19 protein-coding genes are annotated in these 17859 nt (G+C 67.2%); 3 read left to right on the top strand and 16 right to left on the bottom strand.

From position 1 onward, the window contains the following. Positions 1-3: 3 nt before the first annotated feature. The 11 genes from LCL94_RS07685 to hisN form a co-directional block, all read right to left on the bottom strand. Positions 4-753: an SDR family NAD(P)-dependent oxidoreductase gene (locus LCL94_RS07685; protein ID WP_224831688.1), complete on the bottom strand. Its 750-nt coding sequence runs from the start codon at positions 751-753 to the stop codon at positions 4-6. Then, positions 750-3140, bottom strand: coding sequence for a phenylalanine--tRNA ligase subunit beta (gene pheT / locus LCL94_RS07680; RefSeq protein WP_224831687.1), 2391 nt, complete (start codon positions 3138-3140; stop codon positions 750-752). Before pheT ends, LCL94_RS07685 begins: the two co-directional genes overlap by 4 nt. After that, positions 3137-4237, bottom strand: a complete 1101-nt coding sequence (gene pheS / locus LCL94_RS07675) for a phenylalanine--tRNA ligase subunit alpha (RefSeq protein ID WP_224831686.1) — start codon at positions 4235-4237, stop codon at positions 3137-3139. The genes pheT and pheS overlap by 4 nt, the downstream gene beginning before the upstream one ends. Positions 4238-4290: 53 nt before the next feature. Beyond that, positions 4291-5214 carry a helix-turn-helix domain-containing protein gene (locus LCL94_RS07670; protein WP_224831685.1) on the bottom strand — a complete coding sequence of 308 codons (924 nt, stop codon included), beginning with the start codon at positions 5212-5214 and terminating at the stop codon, positions 4291-4293. A 51-nt stretch (positions 5215-5265) separates the two neighbouring features. Continuing rightward, positions 5266-6171 carry a helix-turn-helix domain-containing protein gene (locus LCL94_RS07665; RefSeq protein ID WP_224831684.1) on the bottom strand — a complete coding sequence of 302 codons (906 nt, stop codon included), beginning with the start codon at positions 6169-6171 and terminating at the stop codon, positions 5266-5268. Positions 6172-6174: 3 nt separating this feature from the next. Continuing rightward, positions 6175-7098, bottom strand: coding sequence for a helix-turn-helix domain-containing protein (locus tag LCL94_RS07660; protein ID WP_224831683.1), 924 nt, complete (start codon positions 7096-7098; stop codon positions 6175-6177). A 116-nt stretch (positions 7099-7214) separates the two neighbouring features. Then, positions 7215-7574, bottom strand: coding sequence for a 50S ribosomal protein L20 (gene rplT, locus LCL94_RS07655; protein ID WP_160608720.1), 360 nt, complete (start codon positions 7572-7574; stop codon positions 7215-7217). Positions 7575-7597: 23 nt separating this feature from the next. Then, positions 7598-7801 carry a 50S ribosomal protein L35 gene (gene rpmI, locus LCL94_RS07650; RefSeq protein WP_160608719.1) on the bottom strand — a complete coding sequence of 68 codons (204 nt, stop codon included), beginning with the start codon at positions 7799-7801 and terminating at the stop codon, positions 7598-7600. Between the two features lie 130 nt (positions 7802-7931). Beyond that, on the bottom strand, positions 7932-8681 hold the full coding sequence (locus LCL94_RS07645) for an SDR family oxidoreductase (RefSeq protein WP_224831682.1): 750 nt from the start codon (positions 8679-8681) through the stop codon (positions 7932-7934). A gap of 103 nt (positions 8682-8784) precedes the next feature. Next, the gene (locus LCL94_RS07640; RefSeq protein WP_224831681.1) at positions 8785-9411 is read right to left on the bottom strand and encodes a hypothetical protein; all 627 of its coding nucleotides are present in this window, start codon (positions 9409-9411) and stop codon (positions 8785-8787) included. Between the two features lie 99 nt (positions 9412-9510). After that, positions 9511-10293: a histidinol-phosphatase gene (gene hisN / locus LCL94_RS07635; RefSeq protein WP_224831680.1), complete on the bottom strand. Its 783-nt coding sequence runs from the start codon at positions 10291-10293 to the stop codon at positions 9511-9513. Positions 10294-10435: 142 nt separating this feature from the next. Here hisN and LCL94_RS07630 point away from each other — a divergent pair, with 142 nt between their 5' ends. Next, a complete protein-coding gene (locus LCL94_RS07630; protein ID WP_224831679.1) occupies positions 10436-11389 on the top strand; it encodes a helix-turn-helix domain-containing protein in 954 nt (317 codons plus the stop codon). 15 nt (positions 11390-11404) lie between these two features. Beyond that, complete coding sequence (locus LCL94_RS07625) at positions 11405-12400, top strand: helix-turn-helix domain-containing protein (protein ID WP_224831678.1); 996 nt, start codon at positions 11405-11407, stop codon at positions 12398-12400. On the opposite strand, the gene LCL94_RS07620 is transcribed toward LCL94_RS07625, so the two are convergent. Together LCL94_RS07620 and glpX are read right to left on the bottom strand one after the other, a co-directional pair. After that, on the bottom strand, positions 12397-13332 hold the full coding sequence (locus LCL94_RS07620) for a ribose-phosphate pyrophosphokinase (protein ID WP_222554862.1): 936 nt from the start codon (positions 13330-13332) through the stop codon (positions 12397-12399). The two genes, LCL94_RS07625 and LCL94_RS07620, sit on opposite strands and share 4 nt — an antisense overlap. Positions 13333-13424: 92 nt before the next feature. Beyond that, positions 13425-14399 (bottom strand): class II fructose-bisphosphatase, encoded by a 975-nt coding sequence (gene glpX, locus LCL94_RS07615; RefSeq protein WP_224831677.1) that lies wholly within the window; start codon positions 14397-14399, stop codon positions 13425-13427. A gap of 94 nt (positions 14400-14493) precedes the next feature. Here glpX and LCL94_RS07610 point away from each other — a divergent pair, with 94 nt between their 5' ends. After that, positions 14494-15114 (top strand): hypothetical protein, encoded by a 621-nt coding sequence (locus LCL94_RS07610; RefSeq protein ID WP_224831676.1) that lies wholly within the window; start codon positions 14494-14496, stop codon positions 15112-15114. Here the strand turns inward: LCL94_RS07610 and LCL94_RS07605 are convergent. From LCL94_RS07605 to LCL94_RS07595, 3 genes are all read right to left on the bottom strand, one after another. Continuing rightward, positions 15068-16375, bottom strand: coding sequence for a homoserine dehydrogenase (locus LCL94_RS07605; RefSeq protein ID WP_222554859.1), 1308 nt, complete (start codon positions 16373-16375; stop codon positions 15068-15070). The genes LCL94_RS07610 and LCL94_RS07605 overlap by 47 nt on opposite strands. Next, a complete protein-coding gene (locus tag LCL94_RS07600) occupies positions 16368-16787 on the bottom strand; it encodes an acyl-CoA thioesterase (protein WP_160608710.1) in 420 nt (139 codons plus the stop codon). The genes LCL94_RS07605 and LCL94_RS07600 overlap by 8 nt, the downstream gene beginning before the upstream one ends. Before the next feature lie 69 nt (positions 16788-16856). Next, on the bottom strand, positions 16857-17726 hold the full coding sequence (locus LCL94_RS07595) for a hypothetical protein (RefSeq protein WP_224831675.1): 870 nt from the start codon (positions 17724-17726) through the stop codon (positions 16857-16859). Positions 17727-17859 lie beyond the last annotated feature (133 nt).

Raw genomic sequence — 17859 nt, 5'->3', positions numbered from 1 at the left:
CGCTCAGCCCTCGCGCGCGATCCGGAAGCCGGCGAAATCCTGGCTGACGGGCATCAGTTCGAGCGTGTTGATATTGAGATGCGGCGGCAATTCCGCGACCCAGCGGATCGTTTCCGCGATATCGTCCGCCGTCATCGGGTTCGCCCCGCCGTAAAGCGCCTGGTGGGCATCCTCGTTGCCGCCGGTGCGTACCAGCGTGAACTCGGTTTCCACCATGCCCGGCTCGATCGAACACACGCGCACGCCGGTGCCGTGCAGATCGGCGCGCAGGCCGAGGCTGAACTGGCGCACGAAGGCCTTGGTCCCGCCATAAGCATTGCCGCCCGGATAGGGATAGGTCGCCGCCACGCTGGAGACGTTGATCACCGCGCCCTTGCGCGCGATCAGCGCGGGCAGGAGCTTGTGCGTGATCGAGGCGAGCGCGGTGACGTTCGTCTCGATCATGGTCTTCCACTGGTCGAGATCGGCGCTTTGCGCAGGCGCAGTGCCGAGCGCGAGGCCGGCATTGTTCACCAGCAGGTCGATGGCCGCAAACGCTTCGGGCAGGCCGGAGAGCGCCGCATCGCGGGCCACCTCGTCGCGCACGTCGAAGCTGGCGGCATGGACCTTGTCCGCGCCCAGTTCCTCGACCAGCGCATCCAGCCGGTCCTTGCGCCGCCCCGTCGCCACACAGCGCCAGCCGCTGGCGACCAGTGCGCGCACGGTCGCCTCGCCAATGCCCGAAGTGGCTCCGGTGACGAGCGCGGTCTTCATCCGCGCAGCTCCGCGCCCTGCTTGGCCGCGCTTGCCACGATGCTGTCGGAGATCGCCTTGATCTCCTCGTCGGTGAAGGTCTTCTCGCCCGGCTGGAGGATGACCTCGACCGCGACCGACTTCTTGCCTTCGGGCACGCCCTGCCCGGCAAAAACGTCGAACACGCGGGCATCGACGATCGACTTCTTGTCCGCGCCGCGCACCGCCTTCACCAGGTCGCCTGCGGCAAGGCCTGCCGGCACGAGGAAGGCGAAGTCGCGCGTGACCGCCTGCAGCGCGGGCGGCGCATAGGCTGCGCGGGCAAAGCCGCCGCCGCCGCGCTTGGCGGGAATGGCGTCGAGGAAAATCTCGCCCGCGACCACCGGCCCGTCGATGTCGAGCGCTTTCAGCGTATTGGGGTGCAACGCGCCGAAGCGGGCAAGCACTGTCTTGGGGCCGAGCCGCAAGGTGGCCGACTGGCCCGGGTGGAACTGTTCGCCGGCTTCTCCCATCACCATGAGGTTGGCGACCGGCGCGCCTGCCGCTTCGAGCAGGGCCGTGACTTCGGCCTTGGCGTCATAGGCATCGAAGCCTTGCGCCTTGCCATTGGCCCAGCCGCGCGGGGTCCGCTCGCCCGCCAGCACGAAGCCAAGCGTCGGCTTCTCGTCGCTCGACCCGTCGGTTGCGCGGAAATAGCGGCGGCCGATCTCGAACAGGCGCGAGGCGTCCGCGCCGCGATTGGCGTTGCGGCGGGCAGCCATGACGAGGCCCGGCAGCAGCGAGGGGCGCATGACCTTCATGTCCTCGCTGATCGGGTTGTCGAGCGCCCAGAGCTGCGCGCCGTCACCGAAATGCGCGGCTTCCGCAGCGGGCAGGAAGGACCAGGTCACCGCCTCGTTCAGCCCGCGCGCGGCGGCTGCCCGGCGCAGCTTGCGCTCGGTCTGCTGGAGCGGGGTCGCGGTGGGCTTCGCCACGCCGTCGGCGCGCGGCAGGGCGACGCTGGCGACATTGTCGAGGCCGTGGATGCGGACCACTTCTTCGACGAGATCCGCCGGGCCCTCGATATCGTGGCGGCGCGGCGGGCAGGTCACCTGCCAGTCGCTGCCGACACTGAATTCGAGCGCGGTCAGGATGCGGCGCTGCTCGTCTTCGGCGACGTCGATGCCGCCAAGATCGCGGGTCAGCGCGGGTTCGAAGGCGACGACCTTCGGCTCCACCGGCGGCTGGCCGGCGCGCACCACCTCGCTCGCCTCGCCGCCGCAGATGCGCTGGATGAGCGAGGTCAGCAGGGCAAGGCCATCGTCGAGGAAGGCCGGGTCGACGCCGCGCTCGAACCGCGTGCGCGCGTCCGAGGCGAGGCCGAGCTTGCGGCCCGTCACGCCGATCCGCTCGGGATCGAAATAGGCGACTTCGAGGAGGACGTCGGTCGTCCCCTCGGTCACGCCCGAATGTTCGCCGCCCATGATGCCGGCGACATCGTGCACGCCTGCATCGTCGGCGATGACAGTCATGGTCTCGTCGAGCGTGTAAGTCTTCTCGTTCAGCGCCTCGACCTGTTCGCCGTTCCTGGCGCGGCGGGCGACAACTGCACCCGTCAGCTTGGCAAGGTCGTAGGCGTGCGCCGGGCGGCCGAAAGCGAGCATCACGTAATTGGTGATGTCGACGATGGCCGAGATCGGGCGCTGGCCGGCCGCGATCAGGCGGCGCTGCATCCATTCGGGGCTGGCGCCGTTCGACACGCCGCGGATGGTGCGGCCATAGAAGGCCGGGCAACCCTCTGGATCGTCGGTGCGGATTTCGACCGGGCAGGCGAAGCTCGCCTCGATTGCCGGAATCTCGATCGGCTTGAACGTGCCGACGCCGGCTGCGGCGAGATCGCGGGCGATGCCGTAGACGCCCATGCAATCGGGCCGGTTGGGCGTGATCGCCACGTCGAAGACGGGCGAGGCGTCATGGTATTCGGCAAAGCTGGTCCCGACCGGCGCATCGTCCGGCAGTTCGATGATGCCGTCGTGTTCGTCGCCCAGTTCGAGTTCGCGCACGGAGCACATCATGCCGTTCGATTCGACGCCGCGGATCGCGCTCTTGCGCAGTTCCATGCCGTTTGCCGGAACCACCGCACCGGGCAGACCGAGCACGCCCTTCATGCCGGCGCGCGCATTGGGCGCACCGCACACGACCTGCAACGGATTGCCGTCACCGGTGTCGACACTGAGCACCTGCAGCTTGTCGGCATCGGGGTGCGGGGCCGCGGTCAGCACTTTCGCGACACGGAAGCCGGCGAGGCGCTCAGCCGGGTCCTCGATCCCCTCGACCTCGTGGCCGATACGGTTGAGCGCAGCCGCGATGTCAGCCGCACTCGCGTCGGTGTCGAGGAAGTACTTGAGCCATTCGAGCGAGAACTTCATGCCTTCGCTCCTACGCCAGCGGAAAGGGTCGGCTGGTCGAACGGCGAGAAGCCGTAATGGTCGAGCCAGCGCTGGTCGCCGTCGAAGAACGCGCGCAAATCATCCATCCCGTATTTGAGCATGGCGAGGCGATCGACGCCCACGCCGAATGCGAAACCCTGCCATTCCTTCGGGTCGAGCCCGGCGAACTCGATCACGCGGGCATTGACCATGCCTGACCCAAGCAGTTCCATCCAGCCGTGGCCCGGCGCATCGCCGTCCCCGCCGAGGACGCGGCGTCCGCCGACGTCCTGCCAGCCCACGTCGACCTCGACCGAAGGTTCGGTGAAGGGGAAGTAGGAGGGGCGCAGGCGCAGCACGATATCGTCGCGCTCGAAGAAGGCCTTGAGGAAGGTTTCCAGCGTCCACTTGAGGTGGCCGAGGTGGATGCCCTTGTCGATCACGAGGCCTTCGACCTGGTGGAACATCGGCGTGTGCGTCGCGTCGCTGTCGGAGCGGTAGACACGGCCCGGCGCGATGATGCGGATCGGCGCGCCCTGTGCGACCATCGAGCGGATCTGCACCGGCGAGGTATGCGTGCGCAGCAGCATCCGGCGGCCTTCGCTATCCACGTCGGGGAAATAGAAGGTGTCGTGCATGGCGCGCGCGGGGTGCGTTTCGGCCATGTTGAGCGCAGTGAAATTGTGCCAGTCGTCCTCGATTTCCGGACCGGTGGCGACCGAGAAGCCGAGGTCGGCGAAGATTTCGGCAAGCTCGTCCATCACCTGGCTGACCGGGTGCACGCTGCCGCGCGGTGCGTGCGGCGCAGGCAGGGTGAGGTCGAGCGTTTCGGTGGCGAGCCGAGCCTCGAGGGCAGCGGCGTCGATAGCGTCCTTGCGCGCGGCCAGCGCGTCGGCGACGTCGGTGCGCAGCGCCTGGATCTTCGGCGCTTCACTCTGGCGCTCTTCCGGGCTCATCTTGCCCAGCGTCTTCATCAGTGCGGAGATGGAGCCCTGCTTGCCCAGGAACTCCACGCGCAGGGCCTCGAGTGCGGCGGCATCGCCGGCTTCCTCGATACGCGCGAGCGCGGTGTCCCGCATTGTTGCCAGATCGGTCATTGAATCCTCGGGTTTCGTCTTGCGCGCAGCCTCTAGCGGGATGTGCGGCAATGCTAAAGCCCAGTTTCGGACTCTCTTTCGCGGTCGGGATTGTAGAGTGCCTGCATGGCAACGCCGCTGCCCGCATTGGTCACCGCCACGGCGGCATGGACGATGGGGTGCGGCAGGGCGGCATATTCGCCCGGCGTCATGCCCATCACGGACCGGAAATCGCGGATGAACTGCGCCTGGTCCCAGTAATGCGTGTCGAGCGAGCTGATCCAGTTCATGGAAGGATCGAGCATGTACTTGCCGAGGCTGCGCAGGAAACGCTGGCGGCGCAGCAGGGTGCTGGGCGCAAAGCCGAAATGGCGCCGACAGAACCTCACGAAGGTGCGCGACTGCATCCGCGCGATCTCCGCCAGTTCGGTGACGGTGTGCACATCGGTCGAGGTCACCGCGAGATGGACGTCGCGGATCGCCTTCACTTCGGCTAGCGGATCGCCGGCGAGCGAGCGGAAGGTCGCGGCGATGAGATCGGCGGCCTCCTCCATCCGGTCCACTTCGTGGCACAGGGTCTTCAGCAGATCGCCGAGACTTTCCTCCGCAAGGGCGCTTTCCGCGCACTCGAAACGGTTGGCCATGGAAGCTGCGGGTTGGCCCACGAAGCGCGCCCAGCCTGCCGGGGTGAGGCCGATGCCCCAGAAACGCCCGCCGCCGATCCTGAGGCGCGTGACCCGGTCGGTCGGCCCTGACAGGACGCAGGCGGGAGCCCGTGCAAGGGCGGCGTCGCCGATGGAAGCGTCGTAGACCTCGGCCTTGCCGCAGCGCAGATTGGCTTCTTCCGGCGGCAACCAGTCCTCGACCACCGTGCCCGGGGCAACTTCGGTGCGGTAGTAGGCGGAGATATAGGGCGAAAGGTCAGCCGGCGGCCCGGCGACCTGCAGGCGCAGGCCACCTGCCGCGAATTCGGCATTGGCAAAGACACGATCCGACATGATGCCTCCCCAAGCGCAGGAGAAGGCAAGGAGTTCCCAAGCGGGTAGGCCTCAGTCCGCGCCCGGTGCCCCTTCCGGCTTGTGGAGCACCTGCATCGCTTCGCCGGCAATCGCCTTGCGGGCGAGGGCAGCGGCGCCCAGCACGGGATGCGGGAGCCTGGCGTATTCACGCGGCGGCATCCCCATGAAGCGCTTGAAATCGCGCGTGAATTGCGACTGGTCGTAATATTGCGGATCGAGCGTCTCGATCCAGTGCATCGAGGGGTCGAGCATGAACTGGGCAAGGCTGCGCAGGAACCGCTGCCGGCGCAGCAGCAGTTGCGGCGAGAACCCGAACGCCTCGCGGGAGAAGCGCTCCAGCGTGCGCGTGGTCATCGACAGGCTCGTGGCCAGCTGGGCGACCGTGGCGCAGGCCGGATCGATCAGCGCCTGCTGTGCGCGCACGATGTCCTCCTCGCGCCGGTGGGGCGTTGCCAGCAGCGGTTTCAGCATGGCGAAAATGCGATCGCGCTCTTCCTCCAGCGGGGCCTTGTCCTCCAGCCTGCCGAGCGGCCGCAAATGGGCGAGCGCGGGGTCGCGGCCGACGTCGACCGAGCGGTCGGCATAAAGGTTGGCTGCCGTATCTACGAGCCGTGCCCAGCCGAGCGGCAAGATGCCGATGCCCCAGGTCCGCCCGGGGGGCGCGACGAAATTGATCGTCCGGCTGGTCGGCCCGGTCATCACGACGCGCGGCATGGGCAGCGGGTCTTCGGTGCCAATGCCGGCCATGAGTTGTCCGCTGGTTGCTACCCTCAGGTTTGCCCATTCGGGATGCAGCCAGTCACGCACCGCGGTGTTCTGGCCGCGGCCCGAACCGGCCACGCTCATGTGGTAGACGGTGGTGATGAAGGGCTTCAGCTCCGGCGGAGGAAGGAAGAACGTGAGTGTTACTTCGCCCTGGTCATCCGATCTTGCCACCCGTCAGGTCCCGTTCGCCTGATTGGCCTGCGCCGCCACGGTTTCCCGCACAGGCGCTCCCCAGACCCTTTGCCGCTCGGCAGCAAAGGCGCCCATTACCGGGTGCGGCAGGGCGGCATATTCGCTGGGGCTCATCCCCATGAAGACCTGGAATTCGCGGAAAAAGTGCGACTGGTCATGGTAATGGAGATCGATCGTCTGCCTCCAGTTCTTGTCCTCTGACAGCATGAAAGCCATCAGACAGCGGGTCATGCGCTGGCGCCGTAACATAAACCTTGGCGAAAAACCGAAATGCTTTCGGCACAGCCGCTCCAAGGTACGCTTGTGCATCTTCGCGGCATCGGCGAAATCCTCGATCTGGGTGAGATAGGGATCGACCATGGCCGTGTGGATGGCCTCGATCCTGTCCGCATCGCGGCATTTGGATCTCTGGCGGCGCAGGAATTCGACCAGTGACGCGAAGTTTTCATCCTGGTCCCGATCAGGTTCGCACAGCACATCGCACAGGGGTACGAAGCGCGCGAAGGCTGGGTCGCCTTCGCCGTCACCGGCAAAATCGACATATTCGCTGGCATCTTTGCCGACGAAGGTCGCCCAGCCGAGCGGCTTGAGGCCGATGCCCCAGATTTCGGTACTGCCCACTTCGAAATGGACCGGCTTGGCCCTCGGCCCGGTCATGACGAAGCGGTAGTCCCCGTCGACAATACTGTCCTCGCCCGGCAGCTCGCTCGCGCGCTTGAGCGTATCGCCGCAGGAAAAGCGCAGGTTTGCCCACTCGGGCTGGAGGAAATCCTCGATCTTCTCGCCTTCGGGAAGGTCGATCTTCATGTGGTAGACGGAAGTCAGGAAGGGTTCGAGATCGTCTGGCAGGCGGAAGAACCGCACGTCCAGCCGGCCGGATTTCTCGGGAAAGACCACTTCCACCATGCGTCAGAGATTAACGCAAACACGGGGGTTTAGCCAATCGGGCGCAGACAAAAAGAAAGGGCGCCTCCCAAAAGGAGACGCCCTTCCTGATTTCGTCCGGCCTGTCAGGCTGGCGTTCAGGCGGGAAGTGCCTTCTTCGCCTGCTCGATGATCGCCTTGAAGGCAGCGCCTTCGTTCATGGCGAGATCGGCCATCACCTTGCGGTCCAGTTCGATGCCGGCCAGCTTGGTGCCGTGCATGAACTGCGAATAGGTCAGGCCTTCGGCGCGGACCGCTGCGTTGATGCGCTGGATCCAGAGAGCGCGGAAGTTGCGCTTCTTGATCTTGCGGTCGCGGTAAGCGTACTGGCCGGCCTTTTCGACGGCCTGGCGCGCGACGCGGATGGTGTTCTTGCGGCGACCGCGATAGCCCTTGGCCTGGTCTAGGAGCCGCTTGTGCTTCTGGCGCGTGGTGACGCCGCGTTTAATGCGAGGCATATCAGTTTCTCCTTAGTTCGCGATCAGTCGAGGCCGTAAGGCGCCCACTTCTTCACCGTCTTCGTGTCGGCTTCCGACAGGACAGAGGTGCCGCGGTTCTGGCGGATATACTTCGCATTGTGGCTGATCAGGCGGTGACGCTTGCCAGCGACGCCGTGCTTGACCTTGCCGGTGGCGGTGATCTTGAAGCGCTTCTTCACACCACTCTTGGTCTTCAGCTTGGGCATTTTCATCTCCTTTACGGATATCGGTTCGGAGACACGTCCAACCAGCCCTGGCAGCCCTTGTGGCCAGACCGGCGGTGAATCACGTGTCGGTGAAGGGCGCGCAAATAGCGTTTCGCGCGGCGAATGCAAGTCAGAAGTGGGTGAGGTAGCCCCCGTCGACCGCCAGCGTCTGCCCGGTGATGTAGCTCGCCTCGTCCGAGGCAAGGAAGGCCACCGCGCCCGCGATCTCGTCCGGCTGGCCCCAGCGACCCAGCGAGGTGCGCCGCGCGAGATGGGCGGCGATGTCCCCGTCGGCGACCATCTCGCCGTTTGCCTCGGTCGCGAAATAGCCCGGCGCCACGGCATTGACGGTGATGCCCTGCCCGCCGAGTTCCGCCGCCAGCGCACGGGTCAGCGCGGCGAGCCCGCCCTTGCTCGCGGTATAGAGCACGTCGCCGCGCGCGATATCGGCAGCGATCGAGGTGATGTTGACGATCCGCCCCTTGCCCTTGGCCTGCATCTGCATGGCCGCGCGGCGGGCGAGGTCGAAAGGCGCTGTCAGGTTCACGTCGAGCATGGCGCGCATGTCCTCGCGGCGCAGCTCGGCCAGCGGCCGCCGGTCGCGCTGGCCCACGTTGTTGACGAGGATGTCGAGCCCGCCTGCACCGGCCAGAACGTCGAATGCCGCAGCCGTGGCCGCATCGTCGGCAATGTCGAAGGCGAGCGGTTCGCAGCCCCCGCCGATCCGCGAGGCAGCTGCCTCGAGCGCCGCCCGATCGCGCCCGTTGAGCCAGACCTTCGCGCCGCGCGCGGCAAGGCGCTGCGCGATCTCGAAACCCAGCCCCCGTGCCGCGCCGGTGACCAACGCATTGCGTCCTGCGAGCGATAGACCGTCCTGCATGGCGCCTTCCTAGCGCATTCGCCCGGTTTCGCTACCGGATAGAAAAAGGGGCGGGCCGCCTTCCCGGCAGCCCGCCCCCGATTTGGCTCGCAGGCCCGCGAACTTAGAAGCGCGCGCCCAGCGAAAGACCGATGTGGCCGCGCTGGAAATCGAAGCCGTAGATGTCCGAGGCTTCGCTCACGCCCACTTCGGCGCGGCCGTAGAGCGTGCTGGTGAAGCCGTGCTCGTAGCCCATCGCGAAGGCGTAGCCGCCACCGGTTTCGCTCTCGTCGAAGACGAAGGTGGTGTTCGTGCCGGCATCGTAGAATTCGCCGTCGAGGTAGATGGTCTGCTCGCCATAGCCGAGCTTGGCATAGACCATGCCCGACTGGCCGGTGATGAGGCCGGCGTGGATCCCGGCCGACCAGAAGCCGTCCGAACCGACGCACAGGCCGTCGGCGCAATCCTCGACGCTCGAGGCTTCGTAGTTCACGTAGGGGCCGAGCACGACGCGCTCGCTGACCGGGAAATCGACGCCGATTTCGCCGCCATAGGCGATGCCCGAACCCACTTCGTAATTGATGCCGGCGTCTTCTTCGGGATCGTTGATACGCTCCCACGAAAGGCGGCCTTCGACGCGCACGCCTGCCTTGTCGGCAGCGACGGCGTTCGAGCTGTCGTAATCCTGTGCCTGTGCCGCTGCGGGCATGGCGACGCCTGCGAGCGCAAGCGCGATAATCGTCTTCTTCATGTGTTCTGAGACCCTTTTGAGTTCATGCCGTCCAAACGGCGGAAGGGTCGCTAGCCGCGCCAAAATGATTGTAAAGTGAACGGATTGGGTAGTGCCCGCCTATTCGGCGAGGCCCATCGCCTCCAGCACGTCCTCGAGCCGCGCCGGATCGCCGATGGCCAGCACATTGCCGTCGCTGCCCGCATGGAGCGGCTCGCCCGACCAGTCGCACATCAGGCCGCCTGCGCCCTCCACGATCGGGGCGAGCGCGGCGAAGTCATGCAGCTTGAGGCCCGCCTCGCACACGAGGTCGACATGGCCGCTCGCGACAAGGCCGTAATTGTAGCAATCGCCGCCGTAGATGATCTTGCGCTCGGCCACCGACTTCGCAAGGCCCATGAAATGGTCCGCCTCGTGGTCCGAGAACTGGTGCGGCGTGGTGGTGGCGAGCACCGCATCGCCCAGCGCACGGCAGGGAGCGCTGCGCACCGGCTTGCCGTTGAAAGTCGTCTCGCGCCCCGAAAAGCCCGCCCAGCGTTCGCGCCCGATCGGCTGATCGATGATGCCGAGCACGGGAAAGCCGTCCTGCAGCAGTGCGATCAGCGTGCCGAAGATAGGCCGTCCGGCGATGAAGCTGGTGGTCCCGTCGATCGGGTCGAGCACCCAGCGGCGCCCTGCGCTCTCGTTGCGGACGCCGTATTCCTCGCCGAAAATACCGTCATGGGGATGCTCCGCCTCGATCAGCGCGCGCATCGCGGCCTCGGCCGCGCGGTCGGCTTCGGTGACGAAAGTGGAGTCCGATTTCTGCTCCTGCTCCCAGCTTCCGCGGAACAGCGGACGGATCGCTTCACCGGCGGCATCGGCGAGGCGGTTGGCGAAGGCGAGATCGGAAAGCGTTGGCATGGCGGTGCATTTGCGGCATTACACAAAACGGTCAAGATAGCTTGCTAAAGCATCCCGCCTTCGGGTCGCATCGAAGGGGGATTACGTCACGACGTCCAAGGACGCCACTGACCGGCCGGGGCCTGGTGGCACCGAAGCCGACATGTCGTCGATCCACTCCAACACCGGATCGACGCCAAAAGGCATGCCCTTGTCGCTCAACCGCTCGCCGCACCCCGACCTGCGGCATTGGCTGATGCGCGTGGGCGTGACTTCCGTCGACCTGCCCGCAGGCGCCTCGATCGAATGCGCGTCCATGTGCGAGCACCCGGTCCTGCGGATGATCTACGGCGCGAAATGGACCGCCGAGACGGCTGACGGCGAGCAGGAGTTCGAGCCGGGCGAAGAGGGCATGGCGCTCTATTTCGGGCCGGAAACGCGCGCCATGAAGCTGAAGGTGCACGGTTCTTTCCGCGTCGTCTCGGTCAATTGCACCTCCGGCTTCGCGCATAATTTCGACCTGCCCACGGCGAGCGAGATGCTCGACCGCATCCTGCCGATCGACCCGCTGACCGGCCACGCCATTCCGCACGAAGGTCACCGCCCGCAGGACGATCCCGTCGCCTGGCTCGATGCCTGCGAGGCCCATCTGCACGAGCGGATCACGTCGGCCGACCTCCAGGAGCCGCACGGCCTGCTCGAGGCTTTCGAATGGCAGTGCCTGACCGCTCCCAATGCGAGCCTTGCCGATTTCGCCGACACGACCGGCGTGACCCGGCGCACCCTGGAGCGGACCATCAACCGCCACTGGGGCGTGACGCCCAAGTTCGCCCTGCGCCGGGCGCGCGCGCTGGACATGGCAGCGGCGCTGCTGGGCGTGGCGGACGAGGAGGAAGAGCCCGAGCTTCGCCTGCGTTATTTCGACCAGTCCCACCTGTCGCGCGAGATGCGGCACTTCTTCGACCAGACCCCGCGCGGGCTGCAGGTCGGCGATTGCCCGCTCTTGCGCATCACGATGGAAATCCGCCAGTCTCGCCGCCTGGAAGCGCTGGCGAAGCTGTCCGCCGACGAGCCTGCCCCCTGGCGCGACCCCGACGCGGAACCCGATACCGATTGACCACCTGACCTGCCCATGCGTGACGAAACCGACCAGCCCCTGACCCCGGACAGCCACCTGCACTCTCTTGCGGGCGCCACCCGCGACGGCAATCCGCTGTCGTTCAACCGCGCGGCCTGCAAGGAACTGCAGCCTTGGGTCTGCCGCCTCTACGCCACCAAGGTCGAGGCTCCGGCGGATAATCTCGTGTCCTGCGGGGTGTTTTCCGACGTGCCGATCATCCGCTTCATCCTGAGGGGCGACTTGCACGGCGAGACGGCATCAGGCTCCTACCTCCATGGTCGCGGGTCCTATTTCTACGGCCCCAATTCCAGGCGCATGCCGGCGACCTTCCGCGGCGGCTTTTCGACCGTGGCGATCCAGTTCCACCCCGGGGCAGTGGGCGCGCTCGGCGGTCCGGAAATCGCGCCGCTGGTCGACGAAATCAGGACGCTGGCGGAAGTCTATCCCGCCATCCGCGAGGAATGGCTCGACGAATTCGACCTCGACGGTACCCCGCGCGACTGGATCGATTTCGTCGAACAGTGCCTGCTCGACCTGGTCCGGAAAATGCAGCCGGAAAAGCCGAGCGAGACGATCCGCCTCTTCGACCTTGCGACGCTGGCCGACCCGAACCTGCAGGTCGGCGACCTCGCCGACCAGCTGGGCGTCAATCCGCGCACGCTGACCCGGCAGGTGCTGCGCGATTACGGCCTGCCACCCAAGCACGTGCTGCGCCGCGCCCGCGCGCTCGACCTCGCCGCGACATTGCGGGGCATCTGCGAGGGTGCGGAGGGCGATGAAGCGGTGATGCGCTATTACGACCAGTCGCACATGATCCGCGAGTTCAGCGAGTTCTTCGGCATGACCCCGATGGTCTTCGCTCGCTCGCCCCAGCCGATCATCACGCTGACGCTGGAAGCGCGGCAGGCGCGCAAGGCCGAGGCACTGGCCATCGCGCACGAGGGCGAAGTGCCGAGCTGGCGCGACCCCTCGTCGGAACTGCCGATGGCAGGACCGGCCGAAACCTAGTCGAAGAGCGAGCTGACCGAGCTTTCGTCGGCGATGCGGCGGACCGCTTCGCCGATCAGCGGGGCAATGGTGAGGATGCGGATACGCTCGGAATCGCTGGCCGCGTCGGTGGCGCGGATGGAATCGGTGATGACCAGTTCCTTGAGCGCGGAGCCGTCGACGCGGGCCACCGCACCGCCCGACAGGACGCCGTGGGTGATGTAGGCCGCGACCGATGCCGCCCCTTCGTCGAGCAGGGCCTGCGCCGCGTTGCACAGCGTGCCGCCCGAATCGATGATGTCGTCGATCAGGATGCAGTGGCGGCCCGACACGTCGCCGATAATATTCATCACCTCGCTCTCGCCCGGACGGTCGCGGCGCTTGTCGACGATCGCCAGCGGGGCATTGTCGAGCCGCTTGGCCAGCGCGCGGGCGCGCACCACGCCGCCCACGTCGGGCGAGACGACCATCAGTTCCTGGTCGCCGTAGCGCGCCTGGATGTCGGCTGCCATGACGGGCGCCGCATAGAGGTTGTCGGTCGGGATATCGAAGAAGCCCTGGATCTGGCCGGCGTGCAGATCGACCGACAGCACGCGGTCGGCGCCCGCTTCGGTGATCAAGTTCGCCACCAGCTTGGCCGAGATCGGCGTGCGCGGGCCGGGCTTGCGGTCCTGCCTCGCGTAGCCGAAATAGGGAACGACTGCCGTGATGCGCCGCGCCGAGGCGCGCTTCAGCGCATCGATGCAGATCAGCAGTTCCATGAGATTGTCGTTCGCCGGATAGCTGGTCGACTGGACGACGAAGACATCCTCGCCGCGCACGTTCTCGTGGATCTCGACGAAGATCTCCTCGTCGGCGAAGCGGCGTACCTGCGCGTCGACGAGCGGCAGTTCGAGATAGCCCGCAATCGCGCGTGCGAGCGGCAGGTTCGAATTGGCGGCCAAGATCTTCATGCGTGCGAATCCCCGTGAGCGGCTGTGCAATCCGCCTAGCGACACGTCATGGGATTGCAACATGGCATGGCGGGCATTTCCCCGCCCGGAACCTATTTCGTGCGGTGTTCGCCCTTGATCCAGCGCACCGTGCCGCTGGAGGCGCGCATGACCACGCTTTCGGTCGTCATCACGCCGCCGCGGCGGTACTTCACGCCTTCGAGCAGGCTGCCGGACGTCACGCCGGTCGCAGCAAAGATGCAGTCGCCCTTCACCAGGTCGTCGCGCGTGTAGATGCGGTTGAGGTCTTCGATGCCCCACTTGCGGGCGCGGGCCTTCTCGTCGTCGTTGCGGAAGACGAGGCGGCCGTTGAACTGGCCGCCGACGCAGCGCAGCGCGGCTGCCGCCAGCACGCCTTCCGGTGCGCCGCCCTGGCCCATGTACATGTCGATGGTGGTGTCCTCGTCGGTCACCGCGATAACGCCGGCCACGTCGCCGTCGCCGATCAGCACCACGCCGCAGCCAAGGCTGCGCAGCTCGGCGATGAGATCGGCATGGCGCGGGCGGTCGAGCACGCAGACGATGATGTCGCCCGGCTCCACGCCCTTGGCGGCGGCGACCGCCTTCACATTCTCGGTCGGGCTCTTGGCGAGGTCGATGATGCCTTCGGGATAGCCCGGGCCGACCGCCAGCTTGTCCATGTACACGTCGGGCGCGTTGAGCAGGCAGCCCTCTGCCGCCGCCGCGAGCACTGCAAGCGAGTTCGGCCCGGCCTTGGCGGTGATGGTCGTGCCTTCCAGCGGGTCCAGCGCGATGTCGATCTTCGGGCCCTTGCCCGGCGCGCCGCCGACCTTCTCGCCGATGAAGAGCATCGGTGCCTCGTCGCGCTCGCCCTCACCGATGACCACGGTGCCGTCCATGTACAGCGTGTCGAAGGCGCGGCGCATGGCTTCCACGGCAGCGGCGTCGGCGGCCTTCTCGTCGCCGCGGCCGATCAGCTTGGAGGCAGCGATGGCGGCAGCTTCGGTCACGCGGACCATTTCGAGCACGAGAACGCGGTCGAGGGGATTTTCGGCAGGCGAGTTCATGGCGGGTTCAGTCCTTGAGGCCAGTTTGGGGAGCGACCGGGTGGGCGGTGCGCGAATTCGTATGCGCCGCGCCGATAGACGCAGGAGCATGACATTGTCGAGACGCGTCCTTGCGGTCGTACCCGTCCTCATTGCCGCAAGCCCGTTCTCCGCCTCGGCGCAGGAGGCCCTGCAGCCCCAGTCGGCGACGCCGCCCGAGCGCATCGACCTGCGCGTCCAGCCGGAGGACGACGGCCCCAAGTTCGAGGATTGCAGCGCCGAGCAGGATGCCGCCGAAATCTCCGGCGAGATCATCGTCTGCCGCCGCAAGACCGGCGATGAAAACCGCCTCTACGACAAGGAAGCTGCCGAGCGCCGCCACGCGCAGCGCACGCAGGGCCAGAAGCCGGTGGAGATGTTCGGCATCCCGAACCACGGCCCGGTCGTCGCGCGCGGCTGCTTCATTCCGCCCTGCCCGCCGCCGATGGCGGTGCTGATCGATATCGAGGCCCTGCCAGAGGCCCCGCCCGGCTCCGATGCCGACCGGATTGCGCGCGGCCTTGCGCCGCTGGGGCGCGAGACGCCCGTCAGCCAGCTCAGCGAGCCGCAGGTCGTGACCGAACCGGGCCGGCAGGACAATGCCGACGCGCTCGGCCTTCCCCCCGCCCCGCAGGGGCAGGCGGCAGGGGTCAGTCCTTCAGGATCGGCATCACCAGAGGCGGAGCCGTCAGGCTAGGCGAGCCGTCGAGCAGCGCCAGCGCCTCGTCGACGCAGCGCTCCGGTCCCTCGTGGGTGACCATCGCCACCTGCACTTCGCCCCCCTCGTGGTCGCGGCCGCGCTGGATCAGGCTTTCGATGGAAACGCCCGCATCGCGCATTGCCGCGGTGATTTCCGCCAGCACGCCCGGGCGGTCGGCCACGGTGAAGCGGATGTAGTCGCGGCCCACGCGCTGGCCCGGATCGGCAGGCGCGCATTCGCGCAGCGCGGTGACCGGTACGGAGAACGGCGCCCCGCTCTGCCCGCGCGCGATCTCGATGAGGTCGGCCACCACGGCGCTGGCGGTCGGCTTGTCGCCTGCGCCTGCGCCCTGGAACAGCAGCCGTCCCGAAAAATCGCCTTCCGCCACGACTGCATTGGTTGGGCCCGTCACGGCGGCCAGCGGATGGCGGAACGGGACAAGGCAGGGCCGCACGCGCTGGAGCAGGCGCGGCTCGTCGCCGCTTTCGTCGAAGGCGGCAGTGCCGACCAGCCGGACCACGTAGCCCAGCGCATCGGCCTGCGCGATGTCGGAGGCGCGCACCTTGGTGATGCCCTCGGTGCGCACGGCGTCGAAATCGATCCGCGTGCCGAACCCGATGGCGGCCAGGATCGCGAGCTTGTGCGCTGCGTCCACGCCCTCGATATCGAAGGCAGGGTCAGCCTCGGCATAGCCCTTCTCCTGCGCGGCGCGGAGCATGTCGTCGAAATCGGCCCCGGTGCGCTCCATCTCGGAGAGGACGTAATTGCAGGTGCCGTTGAGGATGCCGTAAATCCGGTTGAGCGCATTGGCCGCCGTGCCTTCGCGCAGTCCCTTCACCACCGGGATACCGCCCGCGACCGCCGCCTCGAAAGCGAAGGGGGCAGACTTGATCGCGGCGAGTTCAGCCAGTTCGAGACCGTGGTGCGCGACCATCGCCTTGTTGGCGGTGACGAAGCCCTTGCCCGCATCGAGCGCGGCACGGGCGAGCGTCAGGGCCGGACCGTCCGACCCGCCCACCAGCTCGACCACGACATCGACATCGGCGCGCTCGGCCATGGCGTGCATGTCGTCGACCCAGGCATAGGGCGACAGGTCGACGCCGCGGTCCCGGCCGCGATCGCGCGCGGTCACCGCGGTAATCTCGATCGGCCTGCCGGCTCGCGCCGCGATCATGTCGCGATTGGTCTCGATCAGGCGGATGACGCCGGTGCCGACAGTGCCTAGGCCGGCAAGCGCGATGCGCAGCGGATCAGCCATGGACAGCCTCCCGCGCCGGGAAGCCGAAGGCAGTGCGCACGGCATCGGGAACCGGCGTCGGGCGCCCTTCGGGCAGGTCGACATGGACGGTGAGCAGGCGCATTTCCGCGCGCAGGTCGCCCGTTTCCGCGCCGTGCAGCGTCACCAGCGTCTCCATGCTGGAATTGCCGATGCGTTCGATCGTCAGGCGGCCCTCGATCAGTTCTTCCAGGCGGATGGGCGCGAGGTAATCGACCTCTGCCCGGCGGACGTGGAACTCGACATCGGCGGGCATCCCCCGCTCCTCGCGCGCCTCGCGGAAGAATTCGCTGACCAGCAGGTCGGCATATTCGAGATAGCGCGAATTGAAGACGACGCTCTGCGGGTCGACCTCGGCGTAACGCACGCGGAAGGTATGGGAAAAGGGCTTCATGCCGCCCCGCCTAGCGCAGGCAGGGCGGCGAGGTGAACCAGTTTGTCTTTGGCAGGCCTAAGCGCGCGTTCAGTTCCGCGTCCGCTCGCACGGGCCGAGCTGGTCGATCACGAAGGCATAGTCGCGTGCCGCCAGCGCCCTTGCGCCCGGATCGCGCGACAGGTTCGCGCTGCCCGGCAATTCGGCGGGAAGGCTGCAGGCGAGGCGATACCAGGCGATCGTGCCGGCGCGCGGCGCGCGGGCGGCTTGGTCGACGATCTCGGTCCACGACACGCCCCAGCGCGGAGCCTGTCCGGGGCGGCGCACGATGGTGACGGACACCGGCCCGTCGTTCGCCGTGTCGAGGAAGAGCTGGGTTTCCGATTCGCCCACCAGCGTCCCTTCGACGGCCAGCGCATCGCTGATGCCGGTCACCGCCGGCGGCGCGTCGGAAGCCAGCAGGTCGGTCAGGATCGGTCGCAGGCGCGTTTCGAGGTCCGGCGAATAGGGCAGCTGCGCCCCGCTATCGACCAGCTGGATCTCGCCCGGGCGACCGGCGACGGGGCGCGCGAACAGCAGCACTTCCTGCTTCTTCAGCTTGGGCGGCTTGCCCTTCGCATCGAGCGGCACATCGACGAGATAGCGCAGTTCCTCGCCCACCGGCACGGTGCCCGAAATGAGCGCAGAGGTGCGTGCCTCGATGTAAAGGCGGGCATGGCCCGGCGCGAGGCCGCGGGCGCGCTCGGGCTCGACCGTCGCCTGCTTGCGAATCTGCGCCTTGATCACCAGCGGCGTGCCGTCGGCCAGGTCGACGAGGTCGGCATAGGTGAGCGGCGCCGGGGCGGCCTGCTGCGCGGCGGCCGGAGTCGCGATCGCGAGGACGGCGGCGCAGGCGAGTATGTGTCGGGGAAGCATGATCGGGACGAACCTCGTGATTTCTCGGGCGCTTTTCTCAGGCATGTCTCAATATGCCATGGATTCGGCGATAACGGTCATACCTTCCAGCGGTGCCGTGAATCCGCCGTTAACCGATAAAGCGTTTGCCCCTGTCTGGCATCGCAGCTAAGGGGATGGCCAGAGCCGGGCGAATGAT

The sequence above is a fragment of the Qipengyuania gaetbuli genome (assembly GCF_020171365.1).
Classification (GTDB): Bacteria; Pseudomonadota; Alphaproteobacteria; order Sphingomonadales; family Sphingomonadaceae; genus Qipengyuania; species Qipengyuania gaetbuli_B.
This window is presented reverse-complemented; position numbering and strand designations above follow the sequence as displayed.

Bases quoted from the DNA above. Each gene is read 5' to 3' on its own strand.
- LCL94_RS07685 (WP_224831688.1), bottom strand. From the start codon at position 753: ATGAAGACCGCGCTCGTCACCGGAGCCACTTCGGGCATTGGCGAGGCG.
- pheT (WP_224831687.1), bottom strand. From the start codon at position 3,140: ATGAAGTTCTCGCTCGAATGGCTCAAGTACTTCCTCGACACCGACGCG.
- pheS (WP_224831686.1), bottom strand. From the start codon at position 4,237: ATGACCGATCTGGCAACAATGCGGGACACCGCGCTCGCGCGTATCGAG.
- LCL94_RS07670 (WP_224831685.1), bottom strand. From the start codon at position 5,214: ATGTCGGATCGTGTCTTTGCCAATGCCGAATTCGCGGCAGGTGGCCTG.
- LCL94_RS07660 (WP_224831683.1), bottom strand. From the start codon at position 7,098: ATGGTGGAAGTGGTCTTTCCCGAGAAATCCGGCCGGCTGGACGTGCGG.
- rplT (WP_160608720.1), bottom strand. From the start codon at position 7,574: ATGCCTCGCATTAAACGCGGCGTCACCACGCGCCAGAAGCACAAGCGG.
- rpmI (WP_160608719.1), bottom strand. From the start codon at position 7,801: ATGCCCAAGCTGAAGACCAAGAGTGGTGTGAAGAAGCGCTTCAAGATC.
- LCL94_RS07645 (WP_224831682.1), bottom strand. From the start codon at position 8,681: ATGCAGGACGGTCTATCGCTCGCAGGACGCAATGCGTTGGTCACCGGC.
- LCL94_RS07640 (WP_224831681.1), bottom strand. From the start codon at position 9,411: ATGAAGAAGACGATTATCGCGCTTGCGCTCGCAGGCGTCGCCATGCCC.
- hisN (WP_224831680.1), bottom strand. From the start codon at position 10,293: ATGCCAACGCTTTCCGATCTCGCCTTCGCCAACCGCCTCGCCGATGCC.
- LCL94_RS07630 (WP_224831679.1), top strand. From the start codon at position 10,436: ATGTCGTCGATCCACTCCAACACCGGATCGACGCCAAAAGGCATGCCC.
- LCL94_RS07625 (WP_224831678.1), top strand. From the start codon at position 11,405: ATGCGTGACGAAACCGACCAGCCCCTGACCCCGGACAGCCACCTGCAC.
- LCL94_RS07620 (WP_222554862.1), bottom strand. From the start codon at position 13,332: ATGAAGATCTTGGCCGCCAATTCGAACCTGCCGCTCGCACGCGCGATT.
- glpX (WP_224831677.1), bottom strand. From the start codon at position 14,399: ATGAACTCGCCTGCCGAAAATCCCCTCGACCGCGTTCTCGTGCTCGAA.
- LCL94_RS07605 (WP_222554859.1), bottom strand. From the start codon at position 16,375: ATGGCTGATCCGCTGCGCATCGCGCTTGCCGGCCTAGGCACTGTCGGC.
- LCL94_RS07600 (WP_160608710.1), bottom strand. From the start codon at position 16,787: ATGAAGCCCTTTTCCCATACCTTCCGCGTGCGTTACGCCGAGGTCGAC.
- LCL94_RS07595 (WP_224831675.1), bottom strand. From the start codon at position 17,726: ATGCCTGAGAAAAGCGCCCGAGAAATCACGAGGTTCGTCCCGATCATG.